Annotated in this window: 15 protein-coding genes; 6 read left to right on the top strand and 9 right to left on the bottom strand. The window is 69.2% G+C overall.

Features of this window, described 5'->3' with window-relative positions:
• The 5 genes from WKI94_RS09835 to WKI94_RS09855 all read right to left on the bottom strand — a co-directional run.
• On the bottom strand, positions 1-217 hold a 217-nt coding region (locus WKI94_RS09835), incomplete at its 3' end, for a 6-phosphofructokinase (protein ID WP_337845563.1).
• A complete protein-coding gene (gene rsmI / locus WKI94_RS09840) occupies positions 214-1,002 on the bottom strand; it encodes a 16S rRNA (cytidine(1402)-2'-O)-methyltransferase (protein ID WP_337845564.1) in 789 nt (262 codons plus the stop codon). The genes rsmI and WKI94_RS09835, both read right to left, overlap by 4 nt.
• A 1-nt stretch (position 1,003) precedes the next feature.
• A complete protein-coding gene (locus WKI94_RS09845; protein ID WP_337845565.1) occupies positions 1,004-1,495 on the bottom strand; it encodes a TFIIB-type zinc ribbon-containing protein in 492 nt (163 codons plus the stop codon).
• A gap of 42 nt (positions 1,496-1,537) precedes the next feature.
• On the bottom strand, positions 1,538-2,065 hold the full coding sequence (ppa, locus tag WKI94_RS09850) for an inorganic diphosphatase (protein ID WP_337845566.1): 528 nt from the start codon (positions 2,063-2,065) through the stop codon (positions 1,538-1,540).
• A gap of 10 nt (positions 2,066-2,075) precedes the next feature.
• On the bottom strand, positions 2,076-2,708 hold the full coding sequence (locus tag WKI94_RS09855) for a glycerophosphodiester phosphodiesterase (RefSeq protein WP_337845567.1): 633 nt from the start codon (positions 2,706-2,708) through the stop codon (positions 2,076-2,078).
• 22 nt (positions 2,709-2,730) lie between these two features.
• On the opposite strand from WKI94_RS09855, the gene WKI94_RS09860 reads away from it, so the two are divergent.
• From WKI94_RS09860 to WKI94_RS09870, 3 genes are read left to right on the top strand one after another with little or no spacing between them, the layout of a single operon-like run.
• On the top strand, positions 2,731-3,354 hold the full coding sequence (locus WKI94_RS09860) for a YcxB family protein (protein WP_337845568.1): 624 nt from the start codon (positions 2,731-2,733) through the stop codon (positions 3,352-3,354).
• Positions 3,327-3,635, top strand: a complete 309-nt coding sequence (locus WKI94_RS09865; RefSeq protein ID WP_337845575.1) for a ComEA family DNA-binding protein — start codon at positions 3,327-3,329, stop codon at positions 3,633-3,635. Before WKI94_RS09860 ends, WKI94_RS09865 begins: the two co-directional genes overlap by 28 nt.
• Complete coding sequence (locus WKI94_RS09870; RefSeq protein ID WP_337845569.1) at positions 3,632-5,653, top strand: ComEC/Rec2 family competence protein; 2,022 nt, start codon at positions 3,632-3,634, stop codon at positions 5,651-5,653. Before WKI94_RS09865 ends, WKI94_RS09870 begins: the two co-directional genes overlap by 4 nt.
• Here the strand turns inward: WKI94_RS09870 and WKI94_RS09875 are convergent.
• The 4 genes from WKI94_RS09875 to mnmG are packed head-to-tail and all read right to left on the bottom strand — an operon-like array spanning position 5,641 to position 9,727.
• Entirely contained in the window at positions 5,641-6,444 is an 804-nt protein-coding gene (locus WKI94_RS09875; protein ID WP_337845570.1) for a ParB/RepB/Spo0J family partition protein, read from the bottom strand. The two genes, WKI94_RS09870 and WKI94_RS09875, sit on opposite strands and share 13 nt — an antisense overlap.
• On the bottom strand, positions 6,428-7,177 hold the full coding sequence (gene soj, locus WKI94_RS09880) for a chromosome-partitioning ATPase Soj (RefSeq protein WP_337845571.1): 750 nt from the start codon (positions 7,175-7,177) through the stop codon (positions 6,428-6,430). Before soj ends, WKI94_RS09875 begins: the two co-directional genes overlap by 17 nt.
• On the bottom strand, positions 7,171-7,899 hold the full coding sequence (gene rsmG / locus WKI94_RS09885; RefSeq protein ID WP_337845576.1) for a 16S rRNA (guanine(527)-N(7))-methyltransferase RsmG: 729 nt from the start codon (positions 7,897-7,899) through the stop codon (positions 7,171-7,173). The genes soj and rsmG overlap by 7 nt, the downstream gene beginning before the upstream one ends.
• Before the next feature lie 37 nt (positions 7,900-7,936).
• On the bottom strand, positions 7,937-9,727 hold the full coding sequence (mnmG, locus tag WKI94_RS09890) for a tRNA uridine-5-carboxymethylaminomethyl(34) synthesis enzyme MnmG (protein WP_337845572.1): 1,791 nt from the start codon (positions 9,725-9,727) through the stop codon (positions 7,937-7,939).
• Positions 9,728-9,805: 78 nt separating this feature from the next.
• On the opposite strand from mnmG, the gene dnaA reads away from it, so the two are divergent.
• Genes dnaA through dnaN form a run of 3 tightly spaced genes read left to right on the top strand, consistent with a single transcriptional unit; the run spans position 9,806 to position 12,545 of the window.
• On the top strand, positions 9,806-11,116 hold the full coding sequence (gene dnaA / locus WKI94_RS09895) for a chromosomal replication initiator protein DnaA (protein WP_337845577.1): 1,311 nt from the start codon (positions 9,806-9,808) through the stop codon (positions 11,114-11,116).
• The gene (locus tag WKI94_RS09900; protein ID WP_337845573.1) at positions 11,113-11,424 is read left to right on the top strand and encodes a hypothetical protein; all 312 of its coding nucleotides are present in this window, start codon (positions 11,113-11,115) and stop codon (positions 11,422-11,424) included. The genes dnaA and WKI94_RS09900 overlap by 4 nt, the downstream gene beginning before the upstream one ends.
• Positions 11,421-12,545: a DNA polymerase III subunit beta gene (gene dnaN / locus WKI94_RS09905; protein WP_337845574.1), complete on the top strand. Its 1,125-nt coding sequence runs from the start codon at positions 11,421-11,423 to the stop codon at positions 12,543-12,545. Before WKI94_RS09900 ends, dnaN begins: the two co-directional genes overlap by 4 nt.
• The last annotated feature ends 110 nt before the right edge of the window (positions 12,546-12,655 follow it).

Below are 12,655 nucleotides of genomic sequence, written 5' to 3' on the forward strand. Positions count from 1 at the left end.
TCCTTGCGGTGAGGAGGATGGTCCCCCCCCGCTGGAGGATGTTGGCCACGTCCCGCACGCCCAAGGGGAGCATCTCCCCCAGGATCATCCCTGCGTAGCCCCGCCGGATGCCGATGACCTCCACGCCCAGGGCGTAGGCCTGGCGCACCACGGCCCGGATGGCCGCGTTCATCCCCGGGGCATCCCCGCCGCTTGTAAACACGCCGATTCGCTTCATTCCTCCTCCATGGCCATTCGGTAAGCCTCGTTCCGGGAAAGGCCCCGTTCCACCAAAGCCTTCACCAGCGCCTTCCCCTCAAGCCCCTCCCTCCTTAGGGCCTCCAGGAGGGCCCGCCCCTCCGGGGGCACCTCCTCCTTGGGGGCCAGGACCAGGACGAACTCCCCCTTGGGCTTTTGGAAGTGGGCCAAGGCCCCCTCCAGGGTGCCCCGGTAGACCTCCTCGTGGAGCTTCGTAAGCTCCCGGGCCACGGCCACGGGGTGGTGGGGGCCATAGACCGCGAGGAGGTCCTCCAGGGTTTTTCGCAGGCGGTGGGGGCTCTCGTAGAGCACCGCGGTCCGCCCCTCCCGGGCCAGGGCCTCGAGGCGGGCCCTCCGCTCCTTCCCCCCCTTGGGCAGGAAGCCCTCAAAGGTGAAGCGGTGGGTGGGAAGGCCCGAGACCACCAGGGCGGGGATGAGGGCGGTGGGGCCAGGAAGCGCTTCCACTTGCCACCCCCACCCCAGGGCCAGGCGCACCAGCTCCGCCCCGGGGTCGGAGATCCCCGGGGTGCCTGCGTCCGTGGCGTAGGCCACGTAGCGGTAGGAGGCAAGAAGCTCCTTGGCCCGCCCCACCGTGTGCTGGTCCAGGCGCAGGGTGGGGGTGGGGATGCCGTAGTGGCGGAGGAGGAGGCCCGTGCGCCGGGTGTCCTCGCAGGCCACCACCTCCGCCTCCCTTAGGACCTCCAGGGCCCTTAGGGTGATGTCCTTCAGGTGGCCGATGGGGGTGGGGACCAGGACCAGGCGCACGCTAGGAGAGGAGGGATTTCAGGTACCTCAGGGCCTTGTGGAAGGGCAGCTGGTACAAGGAGCCCGAGGGCAGGGAGAACTCCAGAAGATCCTCCGCCCCCGGGAAGAAGATGCGGCGCAGGGCCAAGGGCCCTTCCTGGCTCTCCAGGTGGACGGTGAGGTAGTCGGGCTCTAGGTTGGGCTCGTCCTCCGCCTCCTTGGGGGGCTCCTCCCCCACCCCCTCCTCCAGGCGGGCCAGGGCCTCCAAAAGCTCCGCCTTTAGGAGGCGCACCTCCTCCTCCAGGGTTCCGTCGCTAAAGCGTAAGACCGCCTCCTCCCCTTCGCCGAAGGCCTCGAGGCCGAAGAGGACCTCCCCTTCCGCCGGGGGCTCCACCACCTCCAGGGTGCCGTCGGAAAGGAGCTTCAGCACGGCCCCACAAGCCTCGCAGTCCAGGATGCCGCCGGGCTCCATCCCCTCGAGGTCCAAGGCTTCCCCGCACACCGGACAGACCATACCCACGCCTCCTAAGGGGATTCTACGCCCGGGGTAAGGAGCCTAGCCCTGGTAGCGGGCCATGGAGGCCCGGATCTCCGCCAAAGCCTCCTCCCGGCCCCGCCAGCCCGTCACCTTGACCCACTTGCCCTTCTTGGCCTCCAGGGCCTTGTAGGTTTCAAAGAAGTGCTGGATCTCCTGCTTCACCCCCTCGGGCACGTCCCCGATGTCCCGGATGTGGTCCAGCCTCTGGTCCTCGGCCACCACCCCCAGGATCTTGGCGTCCTGCCCCTTCTCGTCCTCCATGAGAAGGAGGCCCACGGGCCGCACCTCCACCACCACCCCGGGCAGGAGGGGGTAGGTGGAAAGGATGAGCCCGTCCAAGGGGTCCCCGTCCTCGCTCAGGGTGGAGGGGATGAAGCCGTAGTCCCCGGGGTAGAACTGGGCCCCAGGCAGGACCCGGTCCAGCTTGATGGCCCCAAGTTCGGGATCGTACTCGTACTTGTTGCCCGAACCCTTGGGCACCTCAATGACCATGTGGACCACCTCGGGCGCCTTTTTCCCCACGGGCAGGCTCTTCAGGTTCGCCATAGCCCCCCCATTATACGAGGGCTTCCGGCCGGTCCCCCACCAGGGCGTCCACCCCCAGGCGGCGGAGTTCTTCCGCCCGGGCGGGGTCGTTCACCGTCCAGGCCAGGAGGCGGTAACCCTGGGCCTTGAGCTGGGCCACCTCCTCGGGGAATAGGAGGCTTTCCTCCGAGTGGAGCCATTCCACCTCAAGGCAAGGGGCCAGCGCCGCCGCCTCCCGTACGCTGTAGAGGAAGCCCAGGGGCCGCACCCCAAGCCGCCCGAGGCGCAGGAGGGCCAAGGGGTCAAAGGAGCTCACCCAGACCCTGGAAGAGGGGTACTGGACCAGGAGCCGGGCCAGGGCCTCCTCCCGGCCATCCGTCTCCCCAGGGGTGCTCTTGAGCTCCACGTTGATCCAGGCCTCCGGAAAAGCCCTCAAGACCTCCTCCAGGGTGGGCACATAGGGGGGGAGGTCCTCCCGCCTTAGGGACCGGATGGGCACGCCCCCCAGGGTGAAGTCATGGTGCACCACCAAAACCCCGTCCTGGGTGAACTGCACGTCCAGTTCAAACCCGTCCAGCCCGGCCTCGAGGGCCAGGGCAAAGGCCTCCAAGGTGTTCTCCCTAGCCCTTATGGGCGCACCGCGGTGGCCCAGACGAAGGGGCATGGGGGGAGTATACAATGGGGCCATGGGCAAGTATGAAGCAGAGCTCGCCCGCCTGGGGGAGTCCCCTCTGCTGAAGCTGGAGGGCCCTGGAGGTATTTTGGCGGTGACGGAACGGGAGCTGGTATTCCTGGACGAAGGAGGGGTCCGGCGCATCGCCCTGGCCCAGATCCGCCGGGTGGCCCGGGGGGAGGGGGGGGTGGTGCGGGTCCAGGGAGAGGAGGCCTTCCTGGACATCCCCCTCAAGGCCTTCCCCGTGGAGGAGCTCAAGGGGTTTCTGGAAGGGTTGAAGCCCCACGTGGCCCGGGCCCGCAAGGCCACCCAGGCCCCACCTCCCAAGCCTCCGGAACCCCCTAAGCCCGTGTGGGAGGAGGAGCCGCCTCCTGTGCCCAAGGCCCCTTCCGTGGAACTGGCCCCGGAACCGGAGGCCCCCCCGCCCCAGCCGGTCCAGAGCCCACCCCCCCCCACGAGGGAGGGGCGCGCCCCTTTGGCCTTACCCCTGCGCCTGGTGGCCCTCCTCAGCCTGGCCTACGCCGTGGCCTTCCTGGCCCTGAACCCGGGGGCCGACCCCTGGGCCCAGATAGGGGCAGCCCTCGGGGGGCTTGGCCTGGCCCTCACCGCCTGGTCGGCCTCTACCTCCTCGCGGTAAGCATCGTAAGTCTCTTTTCCCTTTGGCCTAAAGTCTTCCCCCACCCCGCCCCCGTGCGGGTGGAGGCCTTGGGAAAGGTGGCCTTTACCCCTCCTCCTCCTGAGCCCGTAAGCCTGAACCACGCCAGCTACGAGGAGCTTTTGGCCCTGCCCGGGGTAGGGCCCGCCTTGGCCCAACGGATCCTGGAGGGCCGCCCTTACCGGGAGGTGGAGGACCTCCTTCGGGTGAAGGGGATCGGCCCCAAGACCCTGGAGCGGCTCAGGCCCTACGTGCGGCCATGAGGTCTTTGGGTGGGGCCCTAGGCCTTGGCGGGCTTTTCGGGGCCCTGGTCCTTCTCCACCCCCTCTGGACCCTAGGCCTCCTAGCCTTTCCCCTCCTCCGTCTCCCCTTCCTCCTGGGCTTCCTCCTGGTCATGGGAAGGGGGGTCCTCCTCCCCATTCCCGAGCCCCCCTACGGGGCCCGGGTGGAGGGGGTCTTCCAGGTGGAGAGGGGCTTCACCCAATGGCGGGGTCACCGCCTTTGGGTGGCCCACCACCCGCCCCTGGGGGACGGGCGTTACCGGCTCAAGGGGTACATCGCCCCTCCCGAGGGGCGGACCAACCCGGGGAGCTTTGACCAAAGGGCCTGGCTCCTTTCCCAGGGGTCCAAGGGGGTCCTGAGGGCGGAGGAGGCGGAGCGGCTGGACGGCCCCCCGGATTTCCGGGAAGCCCTCCGCGTGCGGCTTGCCGCCGGGCTTTCCGGAGAGGCCAAGGAGGTCCTGGAAGGGCTCATCCTGGGGGAAAAGCGGGGCCTGGAGGAGCTTTACCCCCTTTTCCAGCAAGCAGGGCTGGCCCACCTCCTGGCCCTTTCCGGCCTCCACGTGGGCCTTCTGGGCGGGGCCTTTCTGCTCTTTTTTCCCTTGGGCCGGTTCCGCTACCTCCTCGCCCTCCTGGCCCTGGGCTTCTACCTCCTCCTGGCGGGGCCAAGCCCTTCCCTGGTGCGGGCAAGCCTCATGGGGGGGCTTTCCCTCCTGGGGCTCTTCCTGGGCCTTGGGCGGGCGGCGCTCCTCCAGGGGCTGGGGCTGGCCCTTTTCCTCCAGCTCCTCCTCCGGCCCGAGGTGGTCTTGGGCCTCGGCTTCCAGCTCTCCCATCTGGCCGTCCTGGGGATGGCCCTGGTCCTCCCCACCCTGAAGCTCCCCCGGGGGGCCTGGGGGATGGTCCTTGGAGTCCTGGCCGCCACCTTGGCGGCCCAAAGCCTCCTCGTACCCCTCCTCCTTCACCATTTCCACCTCCTCCCCCTCCTGAGCCCCTTCATCAACCTCCTGGCCCTGCCCCTGGCCGCCCTCCTAATGCCCCTGGGCTTCCTCAAGCTCTTCCTAGGGGCACCCCTTGCCCCCTTGGCGGAGCCCCTGGCCCGGGGGCTTCTGGCCCTGGCCGAGGTGGGAAGCCAGGGCCCCCTTCTCCGCTTGGGGGGGATCTCCCCCTTGGGCTTTGCCCTCTACTACCTGGCCCTCCTCCCCCTCCTCCTCGCCCTCCACGGCCACCTGCCCCTAAGGAAGGCCCTCCTTTTGACCTCCTTCCCCATCCTCCTGAGCCTCCTCCAGGGCCGGGCCAAGCCACTGGACCTCTGGGCCCTGGACGTGGGCCAGGGGGACGCCCTCCTGGCCCGGCTGGGCGGGGCCGAGGTGCTGGTGGATGGGGGGCGGCTCGAGGCCGGGGAAAGGGTGGTGCGGGCCTTAAGGGCCCTGGGGGTGGAGGCCCTGGAGATCCTGGTGGCCACCCACCCCGACGCCGACCACGCGGGCGGGCTTCTAAAGGTGGCGGAGGAGGTGCCGGTGGGCATCGCCCTCCTCTCCCCCGCCTTCAGGGAGGAGGACCCCTTGGTGAGGGCCCTGAAGGCCAAGGGCGTCCCCCTCCTGAGGCCAGGGGCGGGGACGCGCCTAAGGGTAGGGCGGGGGCGGCTAGAGGTCCTCTGGCCCAGGGCCCTGAGCGGGGAGGACAACCGGGACGGCCTGGCCCTCCTCCTGGACTTCGGGAAGGGGAAGGCCCTCCTCCTCGCCGACCTCCCCCAGGAGGCCGAAAAGGCCCTGGAGGTCCCCCCGGTGGAGGTGCTGAAGGTGAGCCACCACGGCGCCCGCACGGGGACGAGCCCGGCCCTGCTGGAACGGGCCCGGCCCCGGGTGGCCCTCATCGGGGTGGGGCGGAACCCCTACGGCCACCCCCACCCCGAGGTCCTGGAGCGGCTGGAGGCCCATGGGGTGCGGGTCTACCGCACGGACCGGGACGGAGCAGTGCGGGTCCTCTTCGGCTATGCCTGGTAGCCGAGCCGCTCCAAGAGGGCCTTTAGCTCCTCCGGGGAGCGGTAGTGGATGACCACCCGGCCCCGCCTCTCCCCCACCACCCGCACGGGCAGGCCCAGGTGGCGGGAGAGCTCCAAGGCCAGGGGGGAGGGCTCTTGGGGCCGCCTTTCCTTCAGGCGGTCCTTCAGGGCCTCGGCCTGGCGCACGGAAAGCCCCTTTTCCAGGATCTCCCTGAGGCCCCAAAGCCTCTTGTCCTCCGGGAGCATGAGGAGGGCCCGGGCGTGGCCCGCGCTGATCCTCCCCTCCTCCAGGGCCTCCAAAACCTCCTCGGGAAGCTGGAGAAGCCGTAGAGCGTTGGCCACCGTGGGCCTCGCCTTCCCCACCCGCCGGGCCACCTCCTCCTGGGTGAGGCCCATCTGCAGGAGGGCCTGGTAGCCCCGGGCCTCCTCCACGGGGGAGAGGTCCTCCCGCTGGAGGTTTTCCACCAGGGCGATCTCCAGGGCCTCTTGGTCCGTGAGGTCCCGCACCAGGGCGGGGACCTCCGTGAGCCCCGCGAGGAGGGCCGCCCGGTAGCGCCGCTCCCCCGCCACCACCTCGTACCCTTCCCCCTTGGGGCGGACGAGGAGGGGTTGGAGGAGGCCCTTTTCCCGGATGGACTCGGCGAGCTCCCTCAGGCTCTCCTCGGGAAAGCGGCGCCTCGGCTGGTTGGGGTTGGGCTTGAGGGCCGAGAGGGGGAGGCGCACCACTCCCCCGCCCCCCTTGGGCAGCAGGGCCTCGAGGCCCCGCCCCAGACCGCTAGCCTTCTTGGACACGGGCGATCACCTCCTCCGCAAGGCGCCGGTAGGCGTGGGCCCCCGGGGACGTGGGGGCGTGCTGGGCGATGGTGCGGCCGAAACTGGGGGCCTCGGCCAGGCGGATGTTGCGGGGCACCACCGTCCAGAAGACCTTCTGGCCGAAGTGGGCCCTGAGCTGGGCCTCCACCTGCTGGGCGAGAAGGGTGCGGCCATCGTACATGGTGATGAGGATGCCGAGGAGGCGAAGCCTAGGGTTGAGCCGGGCCCGCACCTCTTCCAGGGTGGAAAGAAGCCCCGCCACCCCTTCTAGGGCGTAGTACTCCGCCTGCACGGGGGCCAAAACCCCCTCCGCCGCCGCCAGGGCGTTCAGGGTGAGGGGGGAGAGGCTTGGGGGGGCGTCCAGGAGAACCAGGTCAAAGGCCCCGTCCTCCAGGACCTCCCTCAAGGCGGTGGGGGCCTCGGCGAGCTCCACCGTGGCCCCCACCAGGTCCGCTGTGGCTGAAAGGAGGAAAAACCCGTCCACGGGGACAAGAAGGGCCTCCAAGGGCTCCCCCTGGAGGAGGTGGTATACCCCCCGCTCCGCCCGCACCCCCAGGCCGCTGGTGGCGTTGGCCTGGGGGTCCAGGTCCACCAGGAGGACCCTCTTCCCCATCCGGGCCAGGTAGGCGGCCAGGTTGACCGCGGTGGTGGTCTTCCCCACCCCCCCCTTCTGGTTCACCAGGGCGATGCGGCGCACCTCGCCCCCTAGCATAACGGATTCCGCTCGGGGACCCCGGGCCTCCTGGGGTAGCGGATAGGGGTGGGGCAGGCCTTCCCCAGGAGGACCAGGCTTCGCCTCTCCTCCGTAAGGGGAAGGCTGAAGGTCTCCACGCCGAGGAGGGTGCCCCCCAGGGCTTCCAGGGCCCCCTGAAGCCCGGAAAGCTCCTCCCCCACCCGGGGGCCCTTCTGGGCCACCATCACCCCCTCCAGGGCCAGGAAGGGAAGGCCAAGTTCCGCCAGGACGCAAAGGGGAGCCACCGCCCGGGCCACCACCCGCCCGTAGGCCTCCCGGTGCTCCGGAGCGTGGGCCAGAAGCTCCGCCCGCCCCCAGAGGGCCCGGGCCCCCTTAAGGCCAAGGGCGGCGATGGCCTCTTCCACGAAGGCCACCTTCTTCTTCGTGGCGTCCAGGAGGACCATCTCCAGCTCGGGCCGCACGATCTTGAGGGGAAGGCCCGGGAAGCCAGGGCCTGTCCCCAGGTCCAGGACCTTTAGCGGGCCTTCCCAAAGGGGGAGGCGAAGGAGGGTCAGGGAGTCCAGGAAATGCTTAAGGACGATCTCCTCCTCCCCCTGGAGGGCGGTGAGGCTCGCCCTTCGGTTCCCCTCCAGGAGGAGGTCGTAGAGGCGAGAGAAGGCCTCGAGGTGGGGCACGAGGTCCAGCCCCAGGGCCTCCCCCCCCTGGAGGAGCATCTCCCGACCCTTAGGGCTTAGGGGCACGTCCACCCCCCTTGTTTCACGGGAAACAACGCCCCCCTCATGCCCGCTTCAGGTGGACCAGGAGGGCGGTGAGGTCCGAGTCCCGCACCCCAGGGACCCTGGCCGCCTCGGCCAGGGTGCGGGGCCTGGCGCGGGAGAGCTTCTCCACCGCCTCCCGGGAAAGGCCGGGCACCCGGGGGTAGTCCAGGCCCTCGGGGAGGCGGAGGGTCTCCAGGTCCTTAAGCCTCTCCCGAAGCCGCTCCTGACGCTCAATGTAGCCCGCATACTTGGCCCGGATCTCCACCTGCTCCATCTCCTCGGGGGAGAGGGGCTCAGGGGGAGGGAAGCGCTCGGCCAGGGCCCGGTAGGTGTTCTCAGGGCGCCGGAGCCACTGGAGGCCGCTTACCCCTTCCACCCGTAGGGCCTCGAGGCGCCTAAGCTCCCCCTCCACCCGGGCGTACTTGGCCCGGACCCGCTCCAGGTCCTCCTTGGGCCTCAGGCCCCACTCCACCGCCAGGGGCACCAGGCGCTCGTCGGCGTTGTCCGCCCGGCAGAGGAGGCGGAGCTCCACCCGGGAGGTCATCATGCGGTAGGGCTCGTCCACCCCGCGGCCCACCAGGTCGTCCACCAGGACCCCGATGTACCCCTGGCTCCGCTCCAGGCGCGCCTCGGGAAGGCCGAGGGCGAAGCGGGCGGCGTTGAGGCCCGCGAGGAGCCCCTGGGCCGCGGCCTCCTCGTAGCCCGAGGTGCCGTTCACCTGGCCCGCGGTAAAGAGGCCGGGGAGGAAGCGGGACTGGAGGCCGTGGGTGAGCCCCATGGGGTCCACCGCGTCGTACTCCACCGCGTAGGCGTAGCGCTGGATCACCGCCCGTTCAAAGCCGGGGAGGCTTCGCACCATGGCCTCCTGGAGCTCCGGGGGGAGGCTGGAGGAGAAGCCCTGGAGGTAGACCTCGCTGGTCTCCAGGCCGTCCGGCTCCACGAAGAGGAGGTGGCTTTCCTTGTCCCGGAAGCGCACCACTTTGTCCTCAATGGAGGGGCAGTACCGGGGGCCGATGCCCTGGATGTCCCCCGCGTAGAGAGGGGAGAGGTGGAGGTTTTCCAGGATGAGCCGGTGGGTCCTCCCCGTGGTCCGGGTCTGCCAGGTGGGCAGGCGGGCGGCGTGGGGCCCGGGGTTTCCCGTGAAACTTCCCGGGGGAACCTCGGGGGGCACCTCCTCCAGCAGGTGGAAGTCCACGCTGTCGGAGCGGATCCGAGGCGGGGTGCCGGTCTTAAAGCGGAGGAGGCGGTGGCCCGCTTCCTTGAGGCTCTGGGATAGGAAGCGGGCCGGGGGCTCCCCCTGGCGCCCCGCGGGGCGGGCCTTGCGGCCATACCAGACCACCCCCTGGAGAAAGGTTCCCCCGGCCACCACCACCGCCCGGGCAGGAAGGGTGCGGCCGTCCACCGTGCGCACCCCCTGGAGCTTGCCCCCTTCCACCAGGAGAGCGGCCACCTCCCCCCGGACCACCTCTATGGGCCTCTCGGCCAGGATCTCCTGGGCCTTTAGGGCGTAGAGGTCCCGATCCGTCTGGACGCGGAGGCTCTGGACCGCGGGGCCCTTGGAGCGGTTGAGGACGCGGGTGTGGATGGCGGCGGCGTCCGCGGCCCGGCCCATAAGCCCCCCTAAGGCCACCACCTCCGCCACCAGCTGGCTCTTCCCGGGGCCCCCCACCGCGGGGTTGCAGGGCATGGCCCCGATGCGCTCGGGGTTCACGGTGATGAGGGCCACCCGAACCCCTAGGGCGCTCGCCGCCCAGGCGGCCTCGAGGCCCGCGTGCCCCCCCCCCACCACCACCACGTCGTACGCCCTCATCCCCCTACTTTACCCAACCCCCCGCAGGTCTGGCTTAAAATAGCCCGGGTGGCCCTAGGGGCTAAGGAGGGGGAAACCTTGACCCACGAGGCGGTCTGGCAACACGTCCTGGAGCACATCCGCCGCAACATCACGGAGGTGGAGTTCCACACCTGGTTTGAGCGGATCCGCCCCTTGGGCATCCACGACGGGGTGCTGGAGCTTGCGGTGCCCACCTCCTTCGCCCTGGACTGGATCCGCCGCCACTACGCGGGCCTCATCCAGGAGGCCTTGGCCCTTCTCGGGGCCCAGGCTCCGCGGTTTGAGCTTCGGGTGGTCCCCAGCACCCCCGTGCAGGAGGACATCTTCCAGGCCCCTCAGGCCGAAAGCCCCAAGCCCAAGTTGAACCCCAAGTACACCTTTGAAAACTTCGTGGTGGGGCCCAACAACTCCATGGCCCACGCGGCCGCGGTGGCCGTGGCCGAATCCCCCGGGCGGGCCTACAACCCCCTTTTCATCTACGGGGGGGTAGGCCTGGGGAAAACCCACCTCATGCACGCGGTGGGGCACTCCGTGGCCAAGCGCTTCCCCCACCTGAAGATTGAGTACGTGTCCACAGAGACCTTCACCAACGAACTCATCAACGCCATCCGCGAGGACCGCATGGCGGAGTTCCGGGAGCGCTACCGCTCCGTGGACCTCCTCCTGGTGGACGACATCCAGTTCATCGCCGGAAAAGAGCGCACCCAGGAGGAGTTCTTCCACACCTTCAACGCCCTCTACGAGGCCCACAAGCAGATCATCCTCTCCTCCGACCGCCCCCCCAAGGACATCCTGACCTTGGAAGCCCGCCTGCGGAGCCGCTTTGAATGGGGCCTCATCACCGACATCCAGCCCCCTGACCTGGAAACCCGCATCGCCATCCTCAAGATGAACGCGGAGCAGCGGGGCCTGCGCATCGGGGAGGACGTCCTGGAGTACATCGCCCGCCAGGTGACCTCCAACATCCGCGAGCTGGAAGGGGCCCTCATGCGGGCCATCGCCTACGCCTCCTTAAACGGGGTGGAGCTCACCCGGGCTGTGGCCGCCAAGGCCCTTTCCGACATCTTCGCCCCCAGGGAGGTGGAGGTGGATCCCCTGGAGATCGTGCGCAAGGTGGCGGAGCGCTTCGCCCTAAAGCCGGAGGAGCTCACGGGCAGCGGCCGGCGCAAGGAGGTGGTCCTCCCCCGGCAGGTGGCCATGTACCTGGTGCGGGAACTCACCCGGGCCTCCCTTCCCGAGATCGGCCAGCTCTTCGGCGGGCGGGACCACACCACGGTCCTCTACGCCATCCAGAAGGTGCAGGAGCTTGCGGAAAGCGACCGGGAGGTCCAGACCCTCCTCCGGAGCCTCAAGGAGGAGCTCCTATGACCCCTGTGGATAACCTGTGGATAACCCTGTGGATAACTGGGCTTAGCCTGTGGATAACCTTGTGGATAACCTGTGGAAAACCTGGGGGGGATTGGAGGTTGTGGATAACTGGCCAGTTATCCACAGCTTATCCACAGGGGGGTGGGGGGTTATCCACAGAGGTTATCCACAGGAGCTTTTCCGTTCAGGAGCGGGCTTTTTCTATGTTATCCACATATCCACAGGCCCTACTATTACTACTACGGATCTTTAAAGATCTTAAAAACAAAAAACCCGTAGTAACAGCAAAAGGAGGCAAGGCCAAATGAAGGTGCTCATTCCAAGAAAAATCCTTTCCGAGGGGATAAGCCTTCTGGAGCGCGTCATCCCAAGCCGCAGCGCCAACCCGCTTTTCACCTACTTGGGCCTCGAGGTCCAACCCCAAGCCCTGGTCCTCTTCGGCACCAACGGGGAGGTGGACCTGGAGGTGCGCCTGCCGGCGGAAGGGGAAGGGACGGGCCGGGCCCTGGTCCCCGCCCAGCCCTTTTTCCAGATCGTACGGAGCCTGCCCGGGGATGGGGTGGAGGCTACCTTTGGCCAGGAGCTCCTCCTCTCCTCGGGGACCTTCCAGACCCGCCTGGGGCTGGCCCCCCTGGAGGGGTATCCGGAGCTCCTCTTCCCGGAGCCCGCGGAGGGGGAGGAGGGGCCCTTTCCCGTCCGCACCCAACTGCCCCTGGGGGAGTTCTTGAAGGCCCTGGCCCACGTGCGCTACGCGGCCAGCAACGAGGAGTACCGGGCCATCTTCCGGGGGGTCCAGCTGGAGTTCGGCCCCAAGGGGGTGCGGGCCGTGGCCTCCGACGGGTACCGGCTCGCCCTCTACGACCTTCTTGGGCCCCAGCCCTTTGAGCGGAAGGCGGTGGTGCCCGCCCGAAGCGTGGACGAGATGGTCCGGGCCCTCCGGGGAGTCCAGGAAGCGGGGGAGGTGCACCTGGCCCTGGGGCCTGGGATGATCGGGGTTTCCGGAGGGGCAGAGGGGGGGCTTTCCGTGCGCATGGTGGCCCGGCTCATGGAGGGGGAGTTCCCGGACTACGAGCGGGTGGTGCCCAAGGAGTTCGCCCTGAAGGTGGCCCTCGAGGCCGACCCCTTCCGGGAAGCCCTAAGGCGGGTGAGTGTCCTTTCCGATCGGCAGAACCACCGGGTGGACCTCCTCTTCACCGAGGGAGGGGGGCTTCTCCTTTCCGCGGAAGGGGATTATGGGCGGAGCCAGGAGGAGCTCTCCGTGGCCTTCCAGGGGACCCCCCTTCTCGTGGCCTACAACGCCCGCCACCTCCTGGAAGCCCTGGGGCCGGTGGAGGGCCGGGTGGAGCTCCTCATCTCCGGCCCCACCTCCCCAAGCCTCCTCCAGACCGGAAACGGCTACCGGGCGGTGGTGGCCCCCTTGAGGGTGTAAGCTCGTAGGGAGAGGTGCTGGCATGACCACCATCGTGGGTGTACGCGCGCGCGAGGTGCTGGACTCCCGGGGCTTTCCCACCCTCGAGGCCGAGGTGGAGCTGGAGGGTG

The sequence above is a fragment of the Thermus sp. genome, assembly GCF_037444525.1.
Taxonomy (GTDB): Bacteria; Deinococcota; Deinococci; order Deinococcales; family Thermaceae; genus Thermus.

Coding starts and splice junctions, on each gene's coding strand:
- dnaN (WP_337845574.1), top strand. CDS start 11,421: ATGAAGGTGCTCATTCCAAGAAAAATCCTTTCCGAGGGGATAAGCCTT.
- WKI94_RS09900 (WP_337845573.1), top strand. CDS start 11,113: ATGACCCCTGTGGATAACCTGTGGATAACCCTGTGGATAACTGGGCTT.
- WKI94_RS09845 (WP_337845565.1), bottom strand. CDS start 1,495: ATGGTCTGTCCGGTGTGCGGGGAAGCCTTGGACCTCGAGGGGATGGAG.
- soj (WP_337845571.1), bottom strand. CDS start 7,177: ATGCTAGGGGGCGAGGTGCGCCGCATCGCCCTGGTGAACCAGAAGGGG.
- WKI94_RS09855 (WP_337845567.1), bottom strand. CDS start 2,708: ATGCCCCTTCGTCTGGGCCACCGCGGTGCGCCCATAAGGGCTAGGGAG.
- ppa (WP_337845566.1), bottom strand. CDS start 2,065: ATGGCGAACCTGAAGAGCCTGCCCGTGGGGAAAAAGGCGCCCGAGGTG.
- WKI94_RS09860 (WP_337845568.1), top strand. CDS start 2,731: ATGGGCAAGTATGAAGCAGAGCTCGCCCGCCTGGGGGAGTCCCCTCTG.
- WKI94_RS09870 (WP_337845569.1), top strand. CDS start 3,632: ATGAGGTCTTTGGGTGGGGCCCTAGGCCTTGGCGGGCTTTTCGGGGCC.
- mnmG (WP_337845572.1), bottom strand. CDS start 9,727: ATGAGGGCGTACGACGTGGTGGTGGTGGGGGGGGGGCACGCGGGCCTC.